This is a genomic window from Arsenicicoccus dermatophilus (assembly GCF_046267915.1).
GTDB lineage: Bacteria > Actinomycetota > Actinomycetes > Actinomycetales > Dermatophilaceae > Arsenicicoccus > Arsenicicoccus dermatophilus_A.
Genome location: NZ_CP176520.1, coordinates 3,088,947 through 3,112,619, shown reverse-complemented (window position 1 = coordinate 3,112,619; position 23,673 = coordinate 3,088,947). Strand labels below are relative to the sequence as shown.

Sequence of the window (23,673 nt, the reverse complement as noted above, 5' to 3'; positions counted from 1 at the left end):
GCGCGGGGTGTCGCCGCGCAGCGGCGCGGCATACGGTCGGGGCATGACCACGCTGCCAGCTCACGACATCTCCGGCCCCGAGGCGATCGCCACCATCCACGACCAGGGCGCCCACCTGCTCACCTGGGCGCCCGAGGGGCAGCCACCCGTGCTGTGGGTCAGCCCGCAGGTGCGCCTCGAGGAGGGCAAGGGCATCCGGGGCGGGGTGCCGATCTGCTTCCCGTGGTTCGGGCCCGGCCGCACCGGTGACCGCACGCCCACCCACGGCCCCGCGCGCACCACCGCCTGGCGGGCGACCACGATCGAGCCCAGCCACGCGACCTACACGATCACCGGCGCCGAGCTCGGCGTCCAGGACCTCGAAGCGACGTACGACGTCCGCGCCGGCGCCCGGCTGGAGCTGACCTTCACCGTGCGCAACACGGGCACGCAGGAGCTGACCTACGAGGAGGCGCTGCACGCCTACCTCACCGTCGGCGACGCCCGCGAGATCACCGTCGAGGGCCTGGCCGGTGCGACCTACGTCGACAAGACCGACCAGGGCCGCACCCACCGCCAGGACGGCGAGCTGCGCCTCACCCGCGAGACCGACCGGGTGTTCCGCTCCGCCTCCCCGGTGACCGTGGTCGACCCGGTGCTGGGGCGGCGGCTGCGGGTGACCAAGACCGGATCGGCCTCCACCGTCGTCTGGAACCCCTGGGACGAGCTGTCCGCCTCGCTCGGCGACATGGGGCCGGAGGCGTGGCAGACCATGGTGTGCGTCGAGGGCGGCAACGCGATGGCCGACGAGATCACCCTGGCGCCCGGCGACGCGCACACCCTGACCTACCACCTCGAGGTGCTCCCCCTCTGACGGGAGCCCATCTGCACCACCGCCCCGCCTCGCGCCCTCCGTTCCTCTCAGGCCCTCCGCTCCGCCCCCGTGGAGACGTCCGCGATCCTCCAGGGCGTTCCTTACCTGCGCTCGCAGCTGGGTAAGTGCACGTCAGGGGCCGCTTCGGGGTTCCTTCTGCGCTCGCGGCTCGGCAACTGCACGTCTGGGGGTCGAGAACGGGTACTTCGTGAGCTGCGAGCCCAGGAAGTCGCGGGCGAGAGCGGGCGAGCGTGCGAGGTGGCGGGGCGCGGGGGAGGGCGGTCGACCGCGGGCTGCGAGGGTGGACGATGCGGCGGCGCAGCGGCGGCCTGGGCGACGATGGCCGTATGACGACCCGACGCGCCCTCACCCCCATGACCCCGGCGCAGCAGCTGCGGGCGGGTCGCCTGCCGAGACGGCTGACGCAGCTCTTCGTCGGGCTGACGATCTACGGCGTCTCGATGGCCATGATCATCCGAGGCGCGCTCGGCCTGGACCCCTGGGACGTGTTTCACGTCGGGGTGGCGCTGCACCTGCCCCTGTCGATCGGTCAGATCGTCGTCGCGACCGGGGTGCTGGTGCTGCTCGCGTGGATCCCGCTGCGCCAGTGGCCGGGCCTGGGCACCGTCGCCAACACCGTGTGGATCGGCGTCGCCACCGACGCCGCCCTGCACGTCCTGGCCGAGCCGTCGGCGGTGTGGTTGCGGGCGGCGCTGCTGCTCGGGGGGATCGGGCTCAACGGCCTCGCCGGAGCGCTCTACATCGGGGCGCAGCTGGGGCCGGGACCACGCGACGGCCTGATGACGGGTCTCGCGCACCGCTTCGGCTGGTCGATGCGGGTGGTGCGCACCACGATCGAGGTGACCGTCCTCGCCGTCGGGTGGCTGCTCGGCGGCGGCGTCGGGCTCGGCACGGTGCTCTATGCCGTGACCATCGGTCCGATCGTCCAGCACCTGCTGCCCTGGTGCGTGGTCGAGGTCGACGCTCTCGCCTGAGCCCGCGGCCCCACCCGCAGGACGGGGTGGTGGGGCTGCGGGCCGGGCAGGCGGGTCAGCGGGCGACCGAGCCCTCCAGGGCGTCGGTGCTGTGCGCCTCGATCTCCTCGGGGGTGGCCTGCGGCGCGAGGCCGGCGGTGTGCCCGGACCGGCGCAGCCGGCGCTCCACCAGGTGAGCCAGCGAGGTGAGCGAGAAGTTCATGGCGATGTAGATCAGCGCCACGAAGATGATCGCGGGCACCACGTTGCCCTGCCAGGAGCCGATCTGGTCGGCCTTGCGCAGCAGCTCCTCGTAGAGGATGACGTAGCCGAGCGCGGTGTCCTTGAGCACCACGACCAGCTGGGACACCAGGGACGGGAGCATCGCGGTCAACGCCTGCGGCAGCAGCACCGAGCGCAGCGTCTGACCCTGGGTGAGCCCGATCGACAGGCCGGCCTCCCGCTGCCCCGTCGGGAGGTTCTCCACGCCCGAGCGCAGCAGCTCGGCGATCACGGCGCCGTTGTAGACCGTCAGGCCGGTGACGACGCCGGCGAGGGACTCCTGCCCGCCGAACCACCCCATCTTGAGGTAGAGCGCGTACGCGAACAGCATCATCACGAGCACCGGCACGGCGCGGAAGAGCTCGACGACCGTGCTCGCGAGCCACCGCACGGGAGCGACGTGGGACAGGCGCCCGACGCCCAGGAGCAGGCCGATGACGCCGGCGGTGAGGATGGACAGGGCCGCGGCCTCGAGGGTGCCGAGGATCCCGGGCAGGAGGTACTCCGACCACACGTCGGTCCACAGCAGCGGCCGCCACTTCGCCGGGTCCAGCTGGCCCTTGGCGGCGAAGGTCGTCAGCACCCAGGCGCCCAGAGCCAGGGCCGCGAGGAGCAGGACCGCCGCGACGATCCGCTGGGTGCGGCGGGCGCGGGGTCCGGGGGCGTCGAACAGGACCGAGGCGCTCATCGGTGCACCGCCAGGCGGCGGGACAGCCGGGTGAAGAGCAGGCCCGTCGGCAGCGTGAGCATGACGAAGCCCAGCGCCACGATCGCGAAGAAGGTGAACATCACGTCCGGGCGGTCCTCGATGACCTGCGCCTGCAGGTAGGAGATCTCGGCGACGCCGATGACCGACAGGACGGTGGTGTTCTTGGTCAGGGCGATGAGGGTGTTGCCCAGCGGCACCAGGGCGGCCCGGAAGGCCTGCGGCAGCACGATCTCGCCGAGGGTCTGCCGGAAGCCCAGCCCCAGGGAGCGGGCGGCCTCGGCCTGCCCCACCGGCACCGTGTTGACGCCCGACCGCAGCGCCTCGCACACGAACGCCGCGGTGTAGACCGACAGCGCCGCCACCCCGATCCGGATGTTGTTGTCCTTGATGAAGGTCGCCGAGTGCGGGTCGGCCAGGTGGAAGCCGAGCTGGGCCACCAGGCCGAGGCTGCAGAACACCGCGATCAGCGTGAGCGGGGTGTTGCGGACCACGTTGACGTAGAGCGCGCCGAGGAAGCGCAGCATCGGGACGGGGGACAGGCGGAAGATCGCCAGGATCGTCCCGATGACCAGGGCGCCGATGCCGGACAGGACCGTGAGCGTGATGGTCATCCAGAAGGCGCCCAGGATGTCGAACTCCCGGAACAGGTCGAGCATGATCAGGCGCAGGCGGCGGGCTTGGGCGGGTTCTTCGTCTTGTCGATGGCGAAGCCCGAGCCGAGGTTGGCGTCGATCGACTTCTGCCACTCGCCGGAGGAGATGTACTTGTCGATGGCCGTGGTGATCTGCTTGCACAGGGCGGTGTCGCCCTTCTTGAGGCCGACGCCGTAGCTCTCCTCGGAGAAGGTCGTGCCGACGACCTTGAGCTTGCCCTGGTACTGCTTCTGCGCGGCATACCCGGCGAGGATGGTGTTGTCGGTGGTGAGGGCGTCGACGGAGCCGCTCGCGAGGGCCTCGGCGCACTTGGAGTAGGTGTCGTACTCCTGCAGCTGGACCTGCGGGTACTTGTCCTTGATCTTGGTGGCCGAGGTGGAGCCCTTGACCGAGCAGAGCTTCTTGCCGGCGAGGGCGTCCGGGCCGGTGATCGCGGTGTCGTCGGAGCGGACCAGCAGGTCCTGCCCGGCCACGAAGTAGGGCCCGGCGAAGTCGACCTTCTCCTTGCGCTTGTCGGTGATCGAGTAGGTCCCGACGACATAGGACACCTTGCCGGCCTGCAGCATCTGCTCGCGCTGGGCGGACACGGCCTCGACGAACTCGGGCGTCTTGCCGAGCTCCTTGGCGATGTACTTCGCCAGGTCGACGTCCATGCCCGAGTAGCTGGCGCCCTCCTTGAGGCCCATGCCGGGCTGGTCGAACTTGATGCCGACCTTGATGGTGTCGCCGGAGCGGCCGGCCGCGCCGGTGCCCGAGGTGGTCTTCGAGTCGCCGGAGCTGCCGCACGCGGCGAGGGAGGCGGCCAGCGCCACGGCGGCGCCGGCGGAGAGGGTGCGACGGATCGTCATGGGATCTCCTTGATGGGTGTGGTCGAGGTATGGCGACGGTCGCCGGCCTCGGGAGGATGGGTGCGGCTCCCGGGGATGGGGCCCGGGGAGCCGCGGACAGGAGGACGGTGGGAGCGCGGCGGTGGCCGTGCTCAGTGGGTGAGGATCTTGCCGAGGAAGTCCTTGGCGCGGTCCGAGCGGGGGTTGGTGAAGAACTCCTCGGGCGTGGCCTGCTCGACGATCTGGCCGTCGGCCATGAAGACGACCCGGTCGGCGGCGCGCCGGGCGAAGCCCATCTCGTGGGTGACCACGATCATCGTCATACCGCTGCCGGCCAGCTCGGTCATGACGTCGAGGACCTCGTTGATCATCTCGGGATCGAGCGCCGAGGTGGGCTCGTCGAAGAGCATGACCTTGGGGTCCATGGCGAGGGACCGGGCGATGGCGACGCGCTGCTGCTGGCCGCCGGACAGCTGGGCGGGGTACTTGTCGGCCTGGTGGCCCACGCCGACCCGGTCGAGCAGCTGCCGCGCCCGGGTCTCGGCCTCGGCCTTGGCCACGCCGCGGACCTTGATCGGGCCGAGCGTGACGTTGTCCAGGATCGTCTTGTGGGCAAAGAGGTTGAAGGACTGGAAGACCATGCCCACGTCGGAGCGCAGCTGGGTGAGCGCCTTGCCCTCCTCGGGCAGCGCTGCGCCGTCGATGGTGATGGTGCCTGACTCGATGGTCTCCAGGCGGTTGATGGTGCGGCAGAGCGTGGACTTGCCCGACCCGGAGGGGCCGATCAGCACGACGACCTCGCCCTCGTGGATCGTCAGGTCGATGTCCTGCAGGACGTGCAGGGCGCCGTAGTGCTTGTTGACGCGCTCCATGACCACCAGCGGGCGGCGGTCGTGGTGGGGCGTGGCAGCGGTGCTCATGTCCGGGAGAGTAGCCGGGCCCCTGCATGGACCGCGCACCCAAGCGGACCCTGTGAGACGAACGGTGTGCATATCGTGACCAACCGGGCGTCCCGGAAGAGGTCCGACCGGGGTAGGGGTGGCCGGTTGGACCGGATCTGACGGGGCGTGCAACCTTTGCCGAGGCACCCGCGTCGTCAGGGTGTCAGCCCTCTCGGGGAGGAGACGGACCGCATGGACGAGCGCGATGAGGAGTTCACGGCCTTCGTGGCCGCACGCTCCGCAGCGTTGCTGCGTTATGCCTACCTGCTGACAGGAGATCACGCCTCGGCGGAGGACCTGCTCCAGAACACTCTGGTGAAGGTCTACCTGTCGTGGCACAAGATCGCGGACCGAGGGTCTGTCGAGGCATACACGCGCACGGCCATGACTCGCACCAACATCTCGGTGTGGCGCAAGGTCGGGCGTCGTGAGTTCGCAACCGAGACGACACCGGACCGGGTCATCGAGGACCGGCACGACATCGACGAGCGGGACGGGATGTGGGCTCTGTTGCAGACGCTCGGACCCCGCCAGCGCACGGTGCTCGTGCTCCGGTTCTACGAGGACCTGCCGGAGGCGGAGATCGCACACATCATGGGGTGCTCGCTAGGCACGGTGAAGAGTCAGCTCTCACGAGGGCTGGCCAACCTGCGCAAGGCGCTGCCCGAGGACACGGCGGCGGGACGACCCGCGGCCGCGGGCAACGAGAGGAGGTGACGTCGTGCGCGACGACGAGATCGGACAGCTGATCCAGCGCTCGCTGGACCGGCACGTGGACGACGTCCAGCCCGCGCCCGACCTGGGCGAGTGGGTGGTCGAGCGCGGCCGGGTGGTGCGCCGCCGCCGCCGCAACGCCGCCATCGGCGGAGCCGCAGCATCCCTGGTGCTCGTCGCCGGCGCGGCGCTCATGGTGCCGCGGATGGGGCAGCAGGACGACACGGTGGTGCCCGCGGGCACCACCTCGGCCAGCCGGCGGGCGATCCCCCGGCCGACGGCCACGACCACGACGACGACGGCGCCCAGCCCGACGGACGTCCCGACCAGCCGGCACCGCTCGACGTCCTCGTCGACGGTCGTGGCGGAGCCGGCCCCCACCGAGTCCACGGGGGACCCCACGGCCACGGCGACCGACCCGGCCACCGGGACCACCACCACGACGGTTCCGGCCGGGGACACCCCGAGCCCCACCGGCTCCGGCGAGCCCACCGGCCCGACCTTCACCACGCCCTACGGCCCGGTCGCCCTGCCTGACGGCGCGAGCGCGAAGCTCTCGGGGCTCCCGCTGGGCGGGTCCTACCTCGCGCTGGTCGGCAGCACGGGCAGCCCCAACCGCGGCATCCTGCTCAACGTCCTTCCCGACCGGTCCTACAGCGTCGTCACCCAGGCGGGGTCGGGCAGCATCCGCGGCTACGACACCAGCCCCAACGGACGCTACCTCGCGGTCGCGGTCCAGCAGGGCGGGGAGCAGATCCAGGTCTACGACGCCGGCAACCCCGGTCGGGTGATCACGAGCTACGACGTCCCGGCTGAGTGGGCCGGCGGGCTCGCCGGATGGACCTCGGAGGGGGTCAGCATCATGTCCGGCAGCGGTCACGGGCCCCTGGTCTGGTCCATGGACACCGGGGTGGTGACCGTCCGGGAGAACTCCGGCGCCCCGGCGACCACCATCGCCCCCTGACGGAGCACACTGAGCGCATGACCATGCATCGCATCGCCCTCCCTGACGGATCTCACCTCGCGGTGGACCGCACGGGAGCAGGCGAGCCGGTGCTGCTCGTGCCGGGCATGAGCCAGGACCACCGGCTGTGGGGCCCTCTGGTGCGCGAGCTCGCCGGCCGGGTCGAGACCCTGGCCCTGGATCAGCGGGGCACCGGCGACTCCGACGACATGGACCGACGCGATCCCCCGACCATGGGCTCCTTCGCCGACGACGCGGCCGCCCTGCTCGACCTGCTCGAGGTCCCCCGGGTCCACGTCGTGGGGCACTCCATGGGCGGACGCATCGCCCAGTGGCTGGCCGTCAACCACCCGGCCCGGGTCGCCTCGCTCACCCTGCTGTGCACCTCGCCCGGAGACCGCATGGGCGCCCCGCGCGACGAGGCCGTGGACGCCACGCTGGCCCGCTGCGACCCCCTCGAGATGGCGCTGCTCAACTACACCCCGGCCTGGCTCGGCGCCCACCACGACGTCGTGGAGGAGGTCGACGCGGCCACCACGACCCGGTCCGCGCAGCGCGGCCTGCACTTCCGGGCCTCGCACGGGCACGACTCCTGGGACTCGCTGCCCCGGATCACCGCGCCCACGGTCGTCGTCCACGGCGACGCCGACCGGATCAACCCGGTGCGCAACGCCGAGCTGCTCGCCGCGCGGATCCCGGGGGCCGAGCTCGTGGTGCTGCGGGGAGCCCGGCACGGGCTGCCGGTGCAGCACGCCGCCGAGGTCGCCGAGATCGTCCTCGGCCAGGTGGCCCGGCACCCGACCCGCTGACCTGCTCTCCGGCCGGGGGCGGCCCGGGTGAGGGACCGGGGGTACGCCGAAGGGCGGGTGACGAGCTCTCGTCACCCGCCCTTCGGCGTGGGTCGGGTCAGCGACCGGCCAGCGCCACGTCGTCGATGACGAAGGAGGTCTGGTTCATGGAGTCCTCGGTGGCGGCGAACTTCAGCGTCACCGACTTGCCGGCGTAGCTCGACAGGTCGACGGACTTCTGGACGTAGCCGTTGGTCTTGTCCAGGTTGGAGTAAGACGCCACGGTGGTGCCGTTGACCGACACGGTGGCCTTGTCGTACTTGCTGTAGGAGCTGGTCTCGGCGGTGTCGACGGCGATCCAGTAGGTCAGCGTGGCGCCACCGGCGGGGACGGTGATGGTCTGCTGCGCGTACTCGCTCGCGGTGCGCCCGTTGCCACCCAGCCACAGCTTCCAGGAGCCGCCATGGGCCTTGCGGCCGGAGTTGTCGGTGATCACGCCGCTGGAGCCGGTCCACCCGGTGCGACCCTGCTCGAAGCCGCCGTTGACGATCACGTCACCGCCGGGCTGGGCGGTGGGCGTGTCCGTCGGCGTGCTGGTGGGCGTCGACGTGGGCGTGCTGGTGGGGGTCGACGTGGGCGTGCTGGTGGGCGTCGACGTGGGCGTGGCCGTGGGCGTCGGGGCGGGCGTGGGGGAGCCCGTGGCGCCGTACAGGGTGCAGCCGGCCTTGGCCAGGTCGACCCGGCCGTTCTCCCAGCACGCGTTGATCTGGTAGGTCTGCTCGGCGTAGGACTGGCCCTTGTGGACCGTGATGTTGCCGGCCGCGTCCACCTCGCAGGGGTTGTTCATCGTGCAACGCTCACCGTCGTCGTTGCCGGTGTTGTTGATGCCGATGACCGTGCCCGTGCCGCGGTCGATGATCGGGGAGCCGGAGGAGCCGTGCGGGGTGGTGCAGCCGGCGCTGTAACGGATCGAGTCGTCCCAGACGTAGCCCTCCTCCTTCAGGTGCGGCACGAAGCCGTTGATGGAGCAGCGGTACTCCTGCTTCCAGTAGCCCGAGGGGATGGACAGCGCGGTGCCGTCGACCGGGTGCGTGGTGAGCATCGGGCGGGCCGTGACGCCGGAGCTCTGCTTGAGCTGGGCGTAGGTCACCGTGCTGCGGTAGAGCGCGACATCGGTGCCGGTCATCGTGGCGTAGAGGATCCGGTCCAGGGTGAGCGTGGTGACCTTGTGCGCGTCCTCGCCACCCAGGATGGTGACGGTGCGGTTGGCGGCCTTGTCGTAGACGTAGGTGTTGGGGTCCGGCATCTGCGGCAGGCAGTGACCGTTGGTCATCACCACGGCCTTGTCGGTGTCGGCGGCGCCGGGGAAGCGGACGACGGAGCCGGAGCAGTTGTCCAGGGCGACGATCGCGTCCCAGGTGCCGAAGGAGGAGGCGGCCTGAGCCTGACCGGCGACGACGCCGCCGGTGGCGAGGGCGAGGGCGAAGGTCGCCGTCAGGGAGCGGCGGGTGAGCAGACGGGTCATGTCAGTCCTGCGGGTGCTGGCGGCCGTGGCCGCTGGGGGAGGTCCTGCGGGCGCCGGTGGGCGGAGGGGTCCCGTCGTACCGGTGGGGTCGACGGTAACCCCCAGATGGGTCAATTGCCAGGTTTCTCGGAAACGAATTCATGATGTGGTCAAGCGGTTTCGCAGGGTGTTCGCTACGTCCGGTCGAAGCATCCGCACACCCCGTGATGGTCAGAAGTAGTCGCGTACGTGCACCTGGCGACCGCCGCCGAGGGCGTCCCACAACCCGTCGTCCTCGGCCGGGCCGGTGAGCAGGCCGGTCGCCCGCTGCGCGGACGAGGGCTGGGCTCCGGCAAAGGCCAGGGCCAGCCCACGCGGGTCCAGGGTGCGTATGCCGTCCGGCCCGGCCGGCTGCTCCGTCCGGGTGCACCGGGCGCGGCCCGCCGCCACCTGCAGCGCGTAGCTCCCGGCCACCGGCCCGGGGCCGGTCACCGCGAAGGCCAGGTCGGCGCGCAGGTGCTCGGGGTAGCCGCGCGCCTCGAAGGCCCCCACCACGTCGAGCACCGCCAGCATGGCCGGTCGGCAGTCGATCCCGCGCCAGGTCGTGCCGGGCAGGAAGGTCCGCACGACGTCGGCGCCGCTGGTCCACACGGTGGTGCGCGGGGCGACGTGATGGCTGGTGCCGAGGTGGCGCAGGAGCACGGCATACGCCCCGGGGCTCGTCGCCACCAGGTCCTCGACCTCGGTCGTGCCGCCGTGATAGCCGTCGGTGCGCCGCCAGATGGCGTAGCCGGTGACCTGGCCGTGCTCCTCGGCGAGGGTGACCCGGGCACCTCCCAGCCGCTCCAGGAAGGTCGCCCCGTCGGCGGGGAAGAGCGCGCCGGTGCGGGTCAGCGGCCCGTCCTGGGCGCCCGCCCAGGCGGTGTAGACGGCGCGCACCGCGTCGTGGTCGTCCGCACCGGCCCGTCGCAGCCGCACCTGGTCGGTGGCGACGACGGTGCGCGCGTCCTGCAGCTCGCGGGTGACCAGCTCGACCTGGTCGTAGGACGTGACCGTCTCGTAGCCGAAGCGGCGGTAGATCGCGGGGGCGGTGGGGAACAGCAGCGACAGGACGTCGCCCCGCTCGCGGGCCCGGTCGTGCAGCTGGTCGAGGACGGGCGCGAGCGCGCCGGCCCCGCGCTCCTCCAGCCGGACCGCCACGCTGGCGACCCCGGCCGTGGGGATCTGACGACCGCCCCACCAGGTGCGATAGGGCAGCGCGCACGCCTGGGCCATCAGCTCGTCCCCCTCGATGGTCCCCACCCAGATCCGGCCGCCGCGACCCGGGTCGGGCAGCTGCTGGTCGGGGCCCGGGTCGGGATGGCCGAAGGCCTCTGACCCCAGCCGGGCGGAGGCCATGGCGTCGTCCGGACCCAGCAGGCGGGTGGTGCGGGCGCCGGCCGAGCCGGGCCCGCTCACGCGCGGTCCCCTCGGGTGCGGATCCGGTCCCAGACCCAGGCGATGGCGACCCACAGCGCTCCGAAGAGCACCGCCTGCGTCAGCGTCTCCAGGAAGGGCTCGTGCAGCAGCCCCAGCCCCCGCATCACCAGGCGCAGGATCAGCAGGGAGATGGTCATCACCAGGCCCTCGCCGAGGCGGCTGGCCCAGGACCGTGGGGGACGTCGGACGTCGTCGTCAGGCATGGCTCGACCGTAGCCCACCCGCCCCGGCCGGGGCGGGTGGGCTACGTGGGCCAGGCGCGCTCGGGCCACCGCCCGGTGAGTCACGGGCCAGTGAGTCACCGGGCACGTGGGCTCGGGCGGGTAGGCCGCCGGCGGCGTGGGGTGCCGGCGGCGTGGGGTGCCGGACGGTCAGCGGGCCAGGTCCGGGGCCACGTGGCCGTAGCGGTGCAGCGTGCGGCTGATCGCCTGCTCGCGCAGGAAGGTCAGCAGCTCGCGGCGGCCGTTGGCGAGCACCGGACCGGTGAGCACGGTGGTGGGCGAGCCGGCCAGCTCGCGCACCAGGGGCTGCGCCTGCCCGACGACCCGCACGCGGGTGGGTCCGGCCTCGCCGACCCGGGCCACGAAGGCGGCCCGGTCCTCGACCTGCACGACGTCCCGCAGGTCGTCGGCCGCCTGCCGGGCCTCCCCGGACCCGGTGGCCAGCGCCTCCCACCAGCCGGCGACGGCGGGGTCGAGGGACACGGTGGCCCGGGAGCCGGTCAGCGCGGCGGCGGCCAGCAGCCGGACCAGGTCGGCGGGACGGGCCCCCTCCTCGAGCCGGACGAGCACCTGCGGGTGCGGGCGGTAGCGGAAGACGTTGGCCTCCACCGACAGCCCGCTCTCGTCGTGCTCGACCCCCAGGTCGCTGCGCCAGGCCTGCGCGTCCGACCGCAGCGCGGCCTCCAGCCGGGGCCGGTCGGCGGCGGGCACGAGGGGCGCCAGCCGGTCCACGAGGGCGCGCACCCGCGGGGCGGGCGTGGTGCCCTGGGTGGGCAGCGCCTCCTCGTCCCAGCGACCCAGCAGCGCGACGTAGTTGGGGCCGCCGGCCTTGGCGCCGGGGCCCACCACCGAGCCCTTCCACCCGCCGAAGCTCTGGCGGCGCACGATCGCCCCGGTGGTGTGCCGGTTGACGTAGGCGTTGCCCACCTGGACGTGCTCGGTCCACCAAGCGATCTCGTCTGCGTCCAGGGAGTGCAGACCCCCGGTGAGGCCGTATGCCGTGGCGTCCTGCAGCTCGGTGGCCTCCTGCAGGGTGCGGGCGCGCATCAGGCCGAGCACCGGCCCGAAGACCTCGGTGAGGTGGAAGAAGGACCCGGGTCGCACGCCGTCCTTGACCCCCGGCGACCAGAGCCGTCCGGTGGGGTCCAGCGGTCGGGGCTCGACCAGCCAGGTCTCGCCGGGCTCCAGGGTGGTGAGCGCGCGCAGCAGCTTGCCCGAGGGCGGCTCGATGACCGGACCCATGGTGGCGCCCAGGTCCTGCGGCCACCCGACGCGCAGCGAGCGCACCGCGTCGACGAGCTGGTGGCGGAAGCGCTCGGAGCGGCCGACGGACCCCACGAGGATGCCGAGGGAGGCGGCGGAGCACTTCTGCCCGGCGTGCCCGAAGGCGCTGCGCACCAGGTCGGCCGCCGCCAGGTCGAGGTCGGCCGCGGGGGTGATGACCAGGGCGTTCTTGCCGGAGGTCTCGCCATACACCCGGGGACCGGCAGGGTGCTCGGCCCGCCACCCGGCGAACAGCTCGGCCGTCTCGGTGGCCCCGGTCAGGACCACGGTGTCCACGTCGCGGTGCGCCACGAGCGCCCGGCCCACGTCGCCCTCGTCGCAGCGGACCACCTGGAGCGTCTCGCGGGGCACCCCTGCCGCCCAGAGCGCGGCGGCGGCGACCTCGACGCAGCCGGTCGTGGGGGCGGCGGGCTTGATGATCACGGCGGCGCCGGCGGCCAGGGCGGCGAGGACACCGCCGATCGGGATGGCGACCGGGAAGTTCCACGGCGGGGTGACCAGCACGACGCGGTCGGGGGCGAAGGTCGAGCCGTCGGTGTGCGCCGACGCCCCGAGGTCGAGCTCCAGGGCCCGGTCGGCGTAGTAGCGCGCGAAGTCGACGGCCTCGCTGACCTCGGGGTCGCCCTCGGCGACGGTCTTGCCGCCCTCGGCGGCCATGACGGTGATCAGCTCGCCGCGTCGCTCCTCGAGCCGGCGGGCGGCCTCGCGCAGGACACCGGCGCGGTCCCGGGCGGGGCGCCCGGCCCACGCGGGGGCCGCGGCGACCGCGCGGGCCACCACGGCGTCGACGTCGGCGACGGACCCCAGCACCGGGGAGGTGAGCGGCGCCGGCTTGGACGTCACGGCTCGACGGGCCCACTCGCGCACCGCGGGCAGCGCCGGGTCGGAGTCGGCGGTGTTGTCGAAGCGGTCCGTGATCGCCGCCCGGTCCGGGGTGCGACGCGGCCCGACCGGGGTCGTGGCCATCGCGGCCACCGACTCGCGGAACCGGCGCTCCTGGTCGGCCATCGCGTCGTGGCTGCCGGAGTCCGGGCCGGACCGGCCGCGGCCCTTGGCGCCCGCCTGGGGGTCGGCGGCGAACATCGCGTGCAGGAAGTTCTGCGGCTGGGCGTTCTCCTCCAGCCGCCGGATCAGGTAGCTCACGGCGACGTCGAAGTCCTCGGGGGCGACGACGGGGGTGTAGAGCAGGACCGAGCCGACGTCCTCCTTGACCGCGCGGGCCTGGCTCGGGGCCATGCCCTGCAGCATCTCCACGTCGAGGGCGTCCAGGCAGCCGCGGCGGCGCGCCAGCAGGTAGGCGACCGCGGTGTCGAAGAGGTTGTGCGAGGCGACGCCGAGGCGCATGACCTCGGTGGCGTCGGGGCGCAGCGCCCGCTCCACGAAGGACAGGTAGTTGGCGTCCACGTCCTCCTTGGTGGTGTATGGCGCCTGCTGCCACCCGTGGACCTCGGCCTCGGCGCGCTCCATCGCGAGGTTGGCGCCCTTGACGACGCGGATCTTGATGCCCGCGTGGCCGGCCGCGTGCCGTTCCTGGGCGAACCGGATCAGCCGCTCCAGCGCCGGGACGGCGTCGGGCAGGTAGGCCTGCAGCACGATGCCCGCCTCGAGGTGGTGGAACTCCTCCTCGCGCAGCATCCGCTCGAAGACCTCCATGGTGAGGTCGAGGTCCTTGTACTCCTCCATGTCGAGGTTGACGAAGGCCCGGGGCTGCTTCTGCGCGGCGGTGCGGTAGAGCGGCCGCAGGCGCTCCAGCACCCGCTCGACGGTCCCCTCGGTGTCCCACGTGGAGATCTGGCTGACCAGCGAGGACACCTTGATCGACACGTAGTCGACGTCCGGGCGGGCGAGCAGGGCCCGGGTGCGCTCGGTGCGGCTCGCGGCCTCGTGCTCGCCGAGCACCGCCTCGCCGAGCAGGTTGACGTTGAGCCGGAAGCCCTCGGCCCGGGCGGCCGCGAGGTGGCGGGCCAGACCGGGGTCGGAGGCGTCGGCGACCAGGTGACCGACGATCTGGCGAAGCCGCTTGCGGGCGATCGGCACCACGACCGGTGGCGCGAGCGGCGCGACCCGGGCGCCGAGGCCGAGCAGCGACCGGTCCACCGGGCCGAGGAAGGAGCCCGCGTCGGAGGCCGTGATGGTGGACAGCACCTTGGCGGCGACGTAGGGGTCCTCGGGCCGGGCGACCTCGTCGACGAAGGTGACCGCCAGGTCGAGCCCGGTCTCGTCCCGGAGCAGGGCCCCGAGCTGGGCGGACGTGGCCCGCTCCGAGCGGGTCGCGCCCTCCGCCGTGGCGCGTGCCCAGCGGCGAGCCACCTCGACCGCCTCGTCGGCGATCGCGGCGACCGCCGCGTGGCCGGTGGCAGGGGTGAGAACGGTGTCGGAGCGTCGGTGATCCGTCATGAGCCCGATTGTTCACCGCGGGGCCCGACCCGTCATGGGCGGGGTGTGCGCAATCGACGCGACGGGTGAGCCGGCGGTGGACCCGGGGTGAACCACGGCGACGGGGTCCCGTCCAGGACGCCCTGGCCGTGACCGCGTGCTCGCCCCTGACCGGTGACCAGACCTTCGACGCCTCCTCGTTCGGCACCATCACTGCGTGCACCCCGGACACGGGGTCACTTCCCCAACGACGCCGCCGCGCTCAAGTGCCTGTACCTCGTCACCCGATCCCTCGACCCGACCGGGCGCGGTAGGGCACGATGGGTCATCAGGTGGAAGGCGCCACTTAACGCCTTCGCCATCACCTTCGAGGGACGCATCAGTCCCTCGTTCAACTGAACACGCTGGGCTACCCGCCCACCGTTAAACGGACAGACCCACAGTCGCGTGTCACCCCATCACCCTCGGCAGACACGCCCTAGAGGGGCGTCGAGACAGGGAGCTGGGCAACGCCGGCGCGGCGGCGTGGAAGTAGGCCTGCAGGGACCTCTCTCATGAAAAGCCAAAGGCCGTGGTGTTCCATGGGTCTGGAGCTCCGTCGTCGCCATCGCCGGTCGGGCTCCCCATCCGCGGCCCGGGGGGGCCAGCCGTTCTCGTGAGGAGACCATCGATGTCATCCAACCGTGCCGCCACCCTGGCGGCGCTCACCCTCGCCCTCGCCGGCAACGCCGTGGCGCCTGCCGCTTCCGCGGCACCCGGCTCGCCCGCCGCCGCCCGTGCGGCTGCCGAGGGCGACCAGCGCACGGTGCGGGCCACCCGGGCGCTGACCACCCCGCGGATCTCCTGGCAGCACTGCGGGCAGGGTCTGCAGTGCGGCACCATGGACGCCCCGCTGGACTACCGTGACCTGTCCAAGGGGACGATCACGCTCGTGCTCTCCCGCCGCCCCGCCGACGACCAGCGCAAGCGCATCGGCTCGGTGTTCGTCAACCCGGGTGGTCCCGGCGGCCAGGCCACGAGCTCGGTGCGGGGGCTGTCCCAGGCGCTCGGGTCCGAGGTCCGGCACCGGTTCGACGTGGTCGGCGTCGGCCCTCGTGGGGTCGAGGGTGCCGATCTCGCCGTCTGCACGGGCAAGCCGGGCGAGACCATGCCGACGGCCGGCGAGAGCGCCTTCCCGATCAACGCCAAGGAGATGCAGCAGCACCTGGCCTACGACGAGGCCTTCCGCCGCACCTGCCGCCAGCACAAGCCGCGGATCCTGGACCACATGACCACGGCGGACACGGCCCGCGACCTGGACCTGGCCCGACGGGCGCTGGGGGACAAGAAGATCACCTACTACGGCATCTCCTACGGCACCTACCTCGGCGCGACCTACGCCGCGATGTATCCGCAGAACGTCCGCGCCCTCGTCGTCGACGGGGTGCTGGACCCCGTGGCCTGGGCCACGGGACGGGCCAAGGAGGGGATGAACGTGCCGGTCACCGAGCGCATCAACTCCCACAAGGGTGCCTCCGAGGAGATGAACGCCGTCCTCGCCGAGTGCGAGCGCAGCGGCGTCAAGCGCTGCCCCCAGGCCACGACGGCCCGGGAGGACTGGAAGGTCCTCATGGACCGCCTGTCCAAGGGCCCGATCGACCTCAAGGACGGCACGACCCTGCGCGTCGACGACGTCATCGCCCTGACGACGCAGGTGCTGTACTCCTACGACGACATCCCGGTGCTGCTGCCGGCCCTGGAGAACCTGCGCGAGGCCGTGGCGCCCCGAGCCTCGGCGCGGGCCGACACCCCCGCCGCCGACGCCAAGCAGGCCGTGGCCCGGCTCCAGGCCCTGGCCGCCAAGGTCAAGCGCGAGCACCCGTCCGGGGCGTCGCTCACCAGCCCCCTGCTGCCCGAGAAGGCCCGCCGGTCCACGGGCCCGGCCCAGGTCCTCGCCGCCCCGGCCCCCGCCGGCGAGCCGTCGGAGGCCCCGACGTACGACGCGACCTTCCAGGGGGTGCTGTGCGCGGACAGCGTCAACCCGGCGACGGGCAAGGCCTGGATGACGGCCGACCCGCGCACGCGCAAGGCGGCCGGGAACTTCGGACCCTTCTGGCTGTGGCGCTCCAGCGCCTGCGCGGGCTGGCCGGGCTCGTCGGCGTCGGCCTACCGCGGCCCGTTCACCAGGTCCACGTCCACCCCGGTGATGGTGATCGGCACCGAGCACGACCCCGCCACGCCCTACTCCGGCGCCAAGGCCTACCGCTCGATCCTGCCGACCTCGCGCCTGGTCACCCTCAAGAACGGCTTCGGCCACGGCGCCCTCGACGTGTCCTCCTGCGTCGACAAGGTCCGCACGAGCTACCTGCTCACCGGCAAGGCCCCTGCCAAGGACACCGTCTGCACGCCTGACCACCCCTTGTTCACCAACCTCGGCTGAGGTCTTCGGCCGAGGTCCTCGGCCGGATCCCCTCGGCGAGAGCCGGTCGGCGGTCGTGGTCGTCCACGGCCGCCGACCGGCTCTCGCCGTGACGACCCGGCGCACACCGCGAGACGGGGGTCACAGCGTGGGGAGCGACCTCCCGCTGCCGGAGCCGGGCCCGACGGCTAGCCTGGGCCCATGCCTTGCGACTACCGACTCCTCAACGTGTTCACCACGCCGGAGGACCTCTTCTCCGGCAACGCCGTCGCGGTGTTCACGGACGCCTCCGGTCTCGACGACGAGACCATGAAGCAGACGGCCCGCCAGCTCGGGTGCGAGTGCTCCTTCATCACCGGCTACGACGCCGACGGCAACCCCGAGGTCCGCTTCTTCCAGCCCGAGGGGGCGTCCGGCTTCGCGGGCGGCCCGTCGATGGCGACCGCCCAGGTCCTCAAGGAGCTCGACGGCGCTCCCGAGGGCGGCGTGATCAGGCTCGTCGGGCAGAAGCACCCCGAGATCCAGGTCATCGACTCCGGCGACCACTGGACCATGATCGGCCGCAAAGCCACGATCGAGGAGATCAAGACCGAGAAGCGTTTCCTCGCCGGCCTCGTCGGGCGCAAGATGCCCGCGATCATGGACCCGACCGTCAAGGTCACCTTCAGCCGCTCGACGATCGTGCTGCAGCTCGCCACCGCGCAGGACGTGCACGAGGCGCGCATCGACGCCCGCCTGCTGCACCAGTACGCCATGCTCCTGCACGTCGAGCCGCAGGTCTACGTCTGGGCCTTCCGCGAGGACGGCGAGATCGAGTCGCGCATGTTCTACGGCCCCCAGGGCGGTGTCCTCGAGGTCGCGGCCACCGCGTCCGGTGCCTCCCGCCTCGGCGAGGTCCTCGCCGCCCGGGGCGAGCGTGACAAGGCCTACCGCGTCTACCAGGGGCGCGAGATCGAGCGTCCCTCGATGCTGCTGATGAACATCGACGCCGACGGTCAGGTCTCCCTCGGGGGCCACGCCAAGGAGATCGCCACCGGCCACATGCACCTGTGACGGTCGCCGGCACCACGAGGGCGGGCCCACCGGTCGATCCGGGGGCCCGCACTCGCGGCTGCGGTCGTATGAGGCGGGTGCCGGGGAGAGCGGGTCAGGCGGGACGCCGGCCGGCATACCTGGGTCAGACTGGAGCCATGAGCACCTGGGTCAGACTGGAGCCATGAGCACCTGGACCGCCAAGGACATCCCCGACCAGACCGGCCGCGTCTTCGTCGTGACCGGGGCCAGCTCGGGCCTCGGGCTCGAGACCACCCGCGCCCTCGTCGCCAAGGGCGGCTACGTGGTCATGGCCTGCCGCGACCTGCCCAAGGCCGAGGCCGCCCTCGCGACCGTCGACCGCAGCGGCGCCGGCGACGCCGAGGTGCGCCACCTCGACCTCGCCTCCCTGGCCTCCGTGCGCAGCTTCGCGCAGGAGCTGGCGGACTGGCGCATCGAGACGCTGGTCAACAACGCCGGGGTCATGGCCATCCCCCACGCCCGCAGCGTCGACGGCCACGAGATGCAGCTCGCCACCAACGTGCTCGGTCACTTCGCGCTCACCGCGCAGCTCCTGCCGCGCCTGACCGACCGGGTGGTGTGGCTATCGTCGCTGATGCACCGGATGGGGCGGCTGGACCTGGCCGACCCGAGCTTCGAGCGGCGCCCCTACCAGCCGTGGGCGGCCTACGGGCAGTCCAAGCTGATGGACCTGATGCTGGCCTACGAGCTGCAGCGCCGCCTCACCGCCGCCCGCTCGCCGCTGCGCTCGGTGGCGGCGCACCCCGGCTACTCCGACACCGACCTGCAGGGCCGCACCGGCAACGCCTGGGCCGACCGCGCCATGCGGGCCACCGCCAAGGTCCGCCAGGTCGCCCAGACCGCCGCCGACGGCGCCCTGCCCGAGCTGTACGCCGCCACCGTCGACGACCTGCCCGGTGGCAGCTATGTCGGCCCCGACGGCTTCCTGGAGGCGCAGGGCCACCCGCGCACCGTGGGCTCCAGCGCCGCCTCCCACGACCGCCGCAAGGCCGCCCAGCTGTGGCAGCTGTGCGAGGAGCTCACGGGAGTCACCTTCCGGGTCTGAGGGTCTGACAGGGTGGAGGCGTGCTCGCCATCACCTATGCCCTCGTCTCGGCCGTGCTGTACGGCGTCTCGGACTTCCTGTCGGGCGTGCAGTCGCGTCGGCGTCACTTCCTCGTGGTGGCTGCCGTCGCCCAGACCTTCTCGGCGACCTGCCTGACGGCGCTCGCGCTCGCCCAGGGCAGCCCGCCGACCCGTCAGGCCGTGGTGTGGGGCCTGGCCGCGACCGTCGGGCACGTCTTCGGCACGCTGATGCTGATGCGGGGCCTGGCCGCGGGGGCGATGCACGTCGCCGGCCCGCTGTCCGCCGTCTGCGCGGCCGGGCTGCCGGTGCTGCTCGGGGTGGCGCTCGGGGAGCGACCGACACCGATCGCCCTGGTCGGGATCGCGCTGGCCCTGCCAGCGGTGTGGGCGGTGGCGGCCGGCGAGGGCGGTGGCCCGAGCGGGAAGAGTGGCGCGCAGACGGGCGACGGGAGCGGTGGCGCGAGCCTCGCCGGGAGCGGCACCGGCACCCCCACCGCCTCGCACGACGACCGGGCGGGGGTCCGCGACGGGCTGCTCGCCGGCGTGGGTTTCGCGGTCTACTTCGTCGCCCTGGCGCACGCCGGGGCTGGTGCCGGGAGCTGGCCGGTGGCCGTCTGCCAGCTCGGCTCCCTGGTCGCGATGTGGGCGATCGTCCTGCAGCAGCGGGCCCACCGACGCCCCGACGGCGGGGTGCGGGCGGCGCTGCCCGCCTGGTCGGTGGGGCTCACCGGCGCCTTCGGCGCGCTGACCTACTTCCTGGCGAGCCGGGCAGGCGGGGGCCGACTGACGATCGTGCCGGTGGTGGCGTCGCTCTACCCGGCGTTCACCGTGCTGCTCGCCATGGCCGTGCTGGGGGAGCGGGCGAGCCGCACCCAGGTGGTGGGCCTGCTCGGCTGCGCCGCGGCCGTGGGTCTGATCGCCGCAGGCTGAACGTGCCCGGGCAGGTGGGGCACGCGTTCCGGCCTGCGGGCAGAATGAGTGGCATGACCATCCGGGACTGGCTCCTCACCAAGGACGAGCGGGCCAACCCGCGCACCACCCTGGACGACGTGCACCCGGACGACCAGGCGTGGAGCGACGGCAACCTTGCGACTCCCCTGATCCACGGTCGGGAGTACTTCCGCCACCTGCACGCCCGGCTGGAGGCGGTCGGCGAGGGGGACCTGGTGTGGTTCGCCGACTGGCGCGGCGACCCGGATGAGCGGCTGCTGCCCGAGGACCCCGGCTCGGAGATCGCGGCCGTGCTCATCCGCGCGGTGCGTCGCGGGGCCGACGTGCGCGGCCTGGTGTGGCGCTCGCACTGGGACAAGCTGCACTTCTCCGGCACCGAGAACCGCCGCTTCGGCGAGCAGCTGCAGCGCGAGGGCGCCGAGGTGCTGCTCGACATGCGGGTGCGCACCGGCGGCAGCCACCACCAGAAGTTCGTGGTGATCCGGCACCGCGACGACCCCACCCGCGACGTCGCCTACGTCGGCGGCATCGACCTGTGCCACTCCCGCGGCGACGACCGCGGCCACGGCGGCGACCCGCAGACCCAGGACATGGCCGAGGAGTTCGGCGACACGCCGCCCTGGCACGACGTGCAGGTGTGCCTGCAGGGGCCGGCGGTGCATGACGTGGAGACGGTCTTCCGGGAGCGGTGGAACGACCCGACCCCCTTGTCGCGCAGCCCGATCCGGATGGCCGCCGACCGGTGGCGCGGCGACGACACCGACCCCGACCCGCTGCCGCCGCGCATGCCTCCGCCGCCGCCCGTGGTCGGCGGCACGCACCACGTGCAGCTGCTGCGCACCTATCCCGACCTGCGCCACGGCCGGGACTATCCCTTCGCCCGCGGAGGCGAACGGTCCGTGGCCCGGGGCTACTCCAAGGCGCTCGCGCGCGCCGACCACCTGATCTACATCGAGGACCAGTACCTCTGGTCCTCCGACGTGGCCGACCAGTTCAAGGACACCCTGTCGACCAGCCCGGACCTGCACGTCATCGCGGTGCTGCCGCAGGTGCCCGACCAGTCCGGCGCGCTGTCGCGGCAGCCGCAGCTCTACGGCCGCCACCAGGCGTTGTCGATCATCGAGCAGGCCGGACCCGACCGGGTCGGGGTCTACGGCATCGAGAACCCTGCCGGGACCCCGGTCTACGTCCACGCCAAGGTCTGCGTCATGGACGACAGGTGGGCCACGATCGGGTCGGACAACTTCAACCGCCGCTCGTGGACCCACGACTCGGAGCTGTCGGCCGTGGTCTACGACGACGCCGGCACCGACCACAACGCCTACGCCCGCCGCCTGCGCCTCCTGCTCGCCGCCGAGCACCTGGGCCGCGAGCTGCCGCCCGACCCCTCCGACGAGCAGCTCCACGCCGTCATGGGCGACTGCATCGGCAACCGCGGCATGTTCCGGGCCTATGCCGAGTGCGCGGACCGGCTCGAGGCCTGGCACGCGGGCGGGTGCTCGGGGGAGCGGCCGCCGGGACGCCTGCGCCGGCTCCGGCCCGTCGAGCAGGGGCCGCTGACCCGGGCCTGGTGCAAGGTCGTCTACGACCTGCTGCACGACCCCGACGGGCGGCCCGGGGCGCTGCGGCGGGCGCGGGAGTTCTGAGCCGCGGCCGGCGAGTTGGTCACGGGCGGATGACGGAACGGCCTTGAGGTCCCCCGTTCGGCATACGGTGTCCTCGGGCCGAGAAACCCCAGCCGGGCCATGAATCATGGTGCGCGACCGCCCGAGAGGACCGTGATGGACCAGGACGACCTGCACGACGACCAGAGCGGCGCCACCCGGACGCCCCTCCTCCGGGGGACGATCGGGACGGTGGCCCGCACGGTCCGGGCCCGGCTCGACGCGCCGCCGCCCTCGCAGTGGGCCGCCGCCGCGGACACGCCCCAGCCCACCGCCCACGTGCACGTCACGGTGCCGGGCCCCCACGACGACGCCGACCCGATCCCCCTGGCCGTGCGGGCCGCCGCCGCGTGGAGCTGGCGGCTGATCCTCATCGCCGCCGCCGTGTGGCTGGTCGCCCACGTCCTCGGCGCGGTCCCGATCGTCACCATCCCCTTCGTGATCGCCCTGCTGCTGACGGCCGTGCTCGGCCCGGTGCAGCGCCGGCTGCGCGACGGGGCGCGGGTGCCGCACTCGCTGGCGGCCTTCCTGGCGCTGCTGCTCGGCATCGCGGTGATCGGCGCGATCATCACCTTCGTCGCCATGCAGATCTCCGCCAACGCCCCGCGGATGGGGGAGCAGTTCACGGAGTTCCTCAAGCAGGCAGGCTCGTGGCTGCACGACGGACCGCTGCAGGTGAGCGACAAGCAGCTCGACAAGTACCTCGCCGAGGCGTCCGACGCCATCTCCAAGAACCAGGGCACCCTCGTGTCCAGCGCGATCACCACCATGTCGACGCTGTCCGAGATCGTGGCGGGCGGGCTCCTGCTGCTGCTCAGCACCTTCTTCCTGCTCCGTGACGGCGAGGAGATCTGGCGCTGGGTGCTCGGCCTGATGCCCGCCGGATCGCGGCGCCGTCTCGACCAGGTCGGGCGCGTCGGCTGGCACACCCTCGGCGGCTACATGCGCGGCGTGACGATCATCGCCACGCTGCACGCCACCACGATCTGGGTGGTGCTGCTGGTCCTGCACGTGCCGATGGCGGTCGCACTGGCGGTGCTGATCTTCGTCGGGTCCTTCATCCCGCTGATCGGCATGACGGTGACCGGCTGCTTCTGCATCGCGGTGTCCCTGATCGAGCACGGCCCGGGCGCCGCCCTCGTCGTCGCCGTCACCATCGTGATCCTGGTGCAGCTCGAGGCGCACCTGCTGCAGCCGCTGATCATGAGCCGCAACGTCGAGGTCCACCCGCTCGGCGTCGCCCTGTCGGTGCTGGCGGGCACGGCCGTGGCCGGCGTGGCGGGCGCGCTCTTCGCGGTGCCGCTGGTGGCCTTCGCCAACGCGACGCTGCGGGCCTCCCACCTGCCGCTTCCGCCCGGGCCCGAGGACGAGCGGCTGTCGTCGCCGGAGGCCGCGTGCGCCGAGTCCGACGCCGCCGAGTCCGACGCCGCGGTGAGCTGACAGGCCGAGGGCCTCGCACCCGGGGAGCGGGTGCGAGGCCCTCGGCCTGCGACGGAGCGGTCAGACGCGCGCCTCGATGCGGGTCTTGATCGCCTCGAGCGCCTGGTCCAGGCCCATGTCGATGGTGGCCGGGTCGCCGTGCTCGGTGCTCAGCGCGATCTGCAGCTCGGCGGGGCGCTCGCCGGTGACGGCGAGGGAGCCGTGGTAGCTGTGCCGCTCGGAGCTCCAGCGCATGGTGCGGGCGGCCTCGTCGACCTCGAGCTGGGCGGTGCCGTGCACCTCGAGCTCCTGCTTGCCGTCGGGGGTGACCACGGCGGTGACGGCGACGGTGCCGTCGCCCTGCGGCTCGACCGACCGCATCCGGGGCATGAAGTCGGGCAGGTTGCGCGCGTCGCTCAGGTAGCCGAAGGCGATGTCGGCGGGGGCGTCGACCGTGATGGTGCGGGTGTGCTCGGACATGGGGTCTCCTCGTGTGGTGGGTGCCCTCCAGTCCTATCAGCCGCGGCGCGCCA

Annotated in this window: 20 protein-coding genes and 1 pseudogene; 12 read left to right on the top strand and 9 right to left on the bottom strand. The window is 72.9% G+C overall.

Translation table 11 applies throughout. From position 1 onward, the window contains the following. Nucleotides 1–43 precede the first annotated feature (43 nt). Both ACK2IS_RS14650 and ACK2IS_RS14645 read left to right on the top strand, forming a co-directional pair. The gene (locus ACK2IS_RS14650) at nt 44–853 is read left to right on the top strand and encodes a D-hexose-6-phosphate mutarotase (protein WP_409484024.1); all 810 of its coding nucleotides are present in this window, start codon (nt 44–46) and stop codon (nt 851–853) included. A 347-nt stretch (nt 854–1,200) separates the two neighbouring features. Further along, nucleotides 1,201–1,848, top strand: a complete 648-nt coding sequence (locus ACK2IS_RS14645) for a YczE/YyaS/YitT family protein (RefSeq protein ID WP_409484023.1) — start codon at nt 1,201–1,203, stop codon at nt 1,846–1,848. A gap of 55 nt (nt 1,849–1,903) precedes the next feature. On the opposite strand, the gene ACK2IS_RS14640 is transcribed toward ACK2IS_RS14645, so the two are convergent. From ACK2IS_RS14640 to ACK2IS_RS14625, 4 genes are all read right to left on the bottom strand, one after another. Further along, nucleotides 1,904–2,797: an amino acid ABC transporter permease gene (locus ACK2IS_RS14640; RefSeq protein WP_409484022.1), complete on the bottom strand. Its 894-nt coding sequence runs from the start codon at nt 2,795–2,797 to the stop codon at nt 1,904–1,906. Next, on the bottom strand, nt 2,794–3,474 hold the full coding sequence (locus ACK2IS_RS14635) for an amino acid ABC transporter permease (RefSeq protein ID WP_409484021.1): 681 nt from the start codon (nt 3,472–3,474) through the stop codon (nt 2,794–2,796). Before ACK2IS_RS14635 ends, ACK2IS_RS14640 begins: the two co-directional genes overlap by 4 nt. Before the next feature lie 2 nt (nt 3,475–3,476). After that, nucleotides 3,477–4,319, bottom strand: coding sequence for a glutamate ABC transporter substrate-binding protein (locus ACK2IS_RS14630; RefSeq protein ID WP_409484020.1), 843 nt, complete (start codon nt 4,317–4,319; stop codon nt 3,477–3,479). A 131-nt stretch (nt 4,320–4,450) separates the two neighbouring features. Next, entirely contained in the window at nt 4,451–5,170 is a 720-nt protein-coding gene (locus ACK2IS_RS14625) for an amino acid ABC transporter ATP-binding protein (protein ID WP_409485684.1), read from the bottom strand. Between the two features lie 261 nt (nt 5,171–5,431). Between ACK2IS_RS14625 and ACK2IS_RS14620 the strand changes: the two genes are divergently transcribed. From ACK2IS_RS14620 to ACK2IS_RS14610, 3 genes are read left to right on the top strand one after another with little or no spacing between them, the layout of a single operon-like run. Beyond that, nucleotides 5,432–5,956: a SigE family RNA polymerase sigma factor gene (locus tag ACK2IS_RS14620; protein WP_409484019.1), complete on the top strand. Its 525-nt coding sequence runs from the start codon at nt 5,432–5,434 to the stop codon at nt 5,954–5,956. Between the two features lie 4 nt (nt 5,957–5,960). Continuing rightward, on the top strand, nt 5,961–6,917 hold the full coding sequence (locus ACK2IS_RS14615; protein ID WP_409484018.1) for a hypothetical protein: 957 nt from the start codon (nt 5,961–5,963) through the stop codon (nt 6,915–6,917). A gap of 17 nt (nt 6,918–6,934) precedes the next feature. Further along, nucleotides 6,935–7,726, top strand: coding sequence for an alpha/beta fold hydrolase (locus ACK2IS_RS14610; protein ID WP_409484017.1), 792 nt, complete (start codon nt 6,935–6,937; stop codon nt 7,724–7,726). 97 nt (nt 7,727–7,823) lie between these two features. On the opposite strand, the gene ACK2IS_RS14605 is transcribed toward ACK2IS_RS14610, so the two are convergent. From ACK2IS_RS14605 to ACK2IS_RS14590, 4 genes are all read right to left on the bottom strand, one after another. After that, the gene (locus ACK2IS_RS14605; RefSeq protein WP_409484016.1) at nt 7,824–9,230 is read right to left on the bottom strand and encodes a trypsin-like peptidase domain-containing protein; all 1,407 of its coding nucleotides are present in this window, start codon (nt 9,228–9,230) and stop codon (nt 7,824–7,826) included. A 210-nt stretch (nt 9,231–9,440) separates the two neighbouring features. Further along, entirely contained in the window at nt 9,441–10,667 is a 1,227-nt protein-coding gene (gene eis / locus ACK2IS_RS14600; RefSeq protein ID WP_409484015.1) for an enhanced intracellular survival protein Eis, read from the bottom strand. Beyond that, nucleotides 10,664–10,891 (bottom strand): hypothetical protein, encoded by a 228-nt coding sequence (locus ACK2IS_RS14595; protein WP_409484014.1) that lies wholly within the window; start codon nt 10,889–10,891, stop codon nt 10,664–10,666. Before ACK2IS_RS14595 ends, eis begins: the two co-directional genes overlap by 4 nt. 168 nt (nt 10,892–11,059) lie before the next feature. After that, nucleotides 11,060–14,590, bottom strand: coding sequence for a proline dehydrogenase family protein (locus ACK2IS_RS14590; RefSeq protein ID WP_409484013.1), 3,531 nt, complete (start codon nt 14,588–14,590; stop codon nt 11,060–11,062). Nucleotides 14,591–14,785: 195 nt separating this feature from the next. On the opposite strand from ACK2IS_RS14590, the pseudogene ACK2IS_RS14585 reads away from it, so the two are divergent. The 7 genes and pseudogenes from ACK2IS_RS14585 to ACK2IS_RS14555 all read left to right on the top strand — a co-directional run. Next, nucleotides 14,786–14,968 (top strand): annotated as a pseudogene (locus ACK2IS_RS14585) (IS256 family transposase); the annotation flags it as partial. Between the two features lie 271 nt (nt 14,969–15,239). Continuing rightward, on the top strand, nt 15,240–16,988 hold the full coding sequence (locus tag ACK2IS_RS14580; protein ID WP_409484012.1) for an alpha/beta hydrolase: 1,749 nt from the start codon (nt 15,240–15,242) through the stop codon (nt 16,986–16,988). Nucleotides 16,989–17,168: 180 nt separating this feature from the next. After that, nucleotides 17,169–18,020, top strand: coding sequence for a PhzF family phenazine biosynthesis protein (locus ACK2IS_RS14575; protein WP_409484011.1), 852 nt, complete (start codon nt 17,169–17,171; stop codon nt 18,018–18,020). Nucleotides 18,021–18,183: 163 nt separating this feature from the next. Beyond that, a complete protein-coding gene (locus ACK2IS_RS14570; protein ID WP_409484010.1) occupies nt 18,184–19,086 on the top strand; it encodes an oxidoreductase in 903 nt (300 codons plus the stop codon). Between the two features lie 20 nt (nt 19,087–19,106). Next, nucleotides 19,107–20,036 (top strand): EamA family transporter, encoded by a 930-nt coding sequence (locus ACK2IS_RS14565; protein ID WP_409484009.1) that lies wholly within the window; start codon nt 19,107–19,109, stop codon nt 20,034–20,036. Between the two features lie 53 nt (nt 20,037–20,089). Next, nucleotides 20,090–21,703, top strand: coding sequence for a phospholipase D family protein (locus ACK2IS_RS14560; RefSeq protein ID WP_409484008.1), 1,614 nt, complete (start codon nt 20,090–20,092; stop codon nt 21,701–21,703). A gap of 135 nt (nt 21,704–21,838) precedes the next feature. Continuing rightward, nucleotides 21,839–23,161, top strand: coding sequence for an AI-2E family transporter (locus ACK2IS_RS14555; protein ID WP_409484007.1), 1,323 nt, complete (start codon nt 21,839–21,841; stop codon nt 23,159–23,161). A 60-nt stretch (nt 23,162–23,221) separates the two neighbouring features. Here ACK2IS_RS14555 and ACK2IS_RS14550 read toward each other — a convergent pair whose 3' ends face one another. Then, on the bottom strand, nt 23,222–23,620 hold the full coding sequence (locus ACK2IS_RS14550; protein WP_409484006.1) for an SRPBCC family protein: 399 nt from the start codon (nt 23,618–23,620) through the stop codon (nt 23,222–23,224). Nucleotides 23,621–23,673: the final 53 nt, after the last annotated feature.

Excerpts from the sequence above, each read along its gene's own strand:
- ACK2IS_RS14650 (WP_409484024.1), top strand. The coding sequence starts at position 44 with ATGACCACGCTGCCAGCTCACGACATCTCCGGCCCCGAGGCGATCGCC.
- ACK2IS_RS14645 (WP_409484023.1), top strand. The coding sequence starts at position 1,201 with ATGACGACCCGACGCGCCCTCACCCCCATGACCCCGGCGCAGCAGCTG.
- ACK2IS_RS14640 (WP_409484022.1), bottom strand. The coding sequence starts at position 2,797 with ATGAGCGCCTCGGTCCTGTTCGACGCCCCCGGACCCCGCGCCCGCCGC.
- ACK2IS_RS14635 (WP_409484021.1), bottom strand. The coding sequence starts at position 3,474 with ATGCTCGACCTGTTCCGGGAGTTCGACATCCTGGGCGCCTTCTGGATG.
- ACK2IS_RS14630 (WP_409484020.1), bottom strand. The coding sequence starts at position 4,319 with ATGACGATCCGTCGCACCCTCTCCGCCGGCGCCGCCGTGGCGCTGGCC.
- ACK2IS_RS14625 (WP_409485684.1), bottom strand. The coding sequence starts at position 5,170 with ATGGAGCGCGTCAACAAGCACTACGGCGCCCTGCACGTCCTGCAGGAC.
- ACK2IS_RS14620 (WP_409484019.1), top strand. The coding sequence starts at position 5,432 with ATGGACGAGCGCGATGAGGAGTTCACGGCCTTCGTGGCCGCACGCTCC.
- ACK2IS_RS14610 (WP_409484017.1), top strand. The coding sequence starts at position 6,935 with ATGACCATGCATCGCATCGCCCTCCCTGACGGATCTCACCTCGCGGTG.
- ACK2IS_RS14605 (WP_409484016.1), bottom strand. The coding sequence starts at position 9,230 with ATGACCCGTCTGCTCACCCGCCGCTCCCTGACGGCGACCTTCGCCCTC.
- ACK2IS_RS14595 (WP_409484014.1), bottom strand. The coding sequence starts at position 10,891 with ATGCCTGACGACGACGTCCGACGTCCCCCACGGTCCTGGGCCAGCCGC.
- ACK2IS_RS14590 (WP_409484013.1), bottom strand. The coding sequence starts at position 14,590 with ATGACGGATCACCGACGCTCCGACACCGTTCTCACCCCTGCCACCGGC.
- ACK2IS_RS14580 (WP_409484012.1), top strand. The coding sequence starts at position 15,240 with ATGTCATCCAACCGTGCCGCCACCCTGGCGGCGCTCACCCTCGCCCTC.
- ACK2IS_RS14575 (WP_409484011.1), top strand. The coding sequence starts at position 17,169 with ATGCCTTGCGACTACCGACTCCTCAACGTGTTCACCACGCCGGAGGAC.
- ACK2IS_RS14570 (WP_409484010.1), top strand. The coding sequence starts at position 18,184 with ATGAGCACCTGGACCGCCAAGGACATCCCCGACCAGACCGGCCGCGTC.
- ACK2IS_RS14560 (WP_409484008.1), top strand. The coding sequence starts at position 20,090 with ATGACCATCCGGGACTGGCTCCTCACCAAGGACGAGCGGGCCAACCCG.
- ACK2IS_RS14555 (WP_409484007.1), top strand. The coding sequence starts at position 21,839 with ATGGACCAGGACGACCTGCACGACGACCAGAGCGGCGCCACCCGGACG.
- ACK2IS_RS14550 (WP_409484006.1), bottom strand. The coding sequence starts at position 23,620 with ATGTCCGAGCACACCCGCACCATCACGGTCGACGCCCCCGCCGACATC.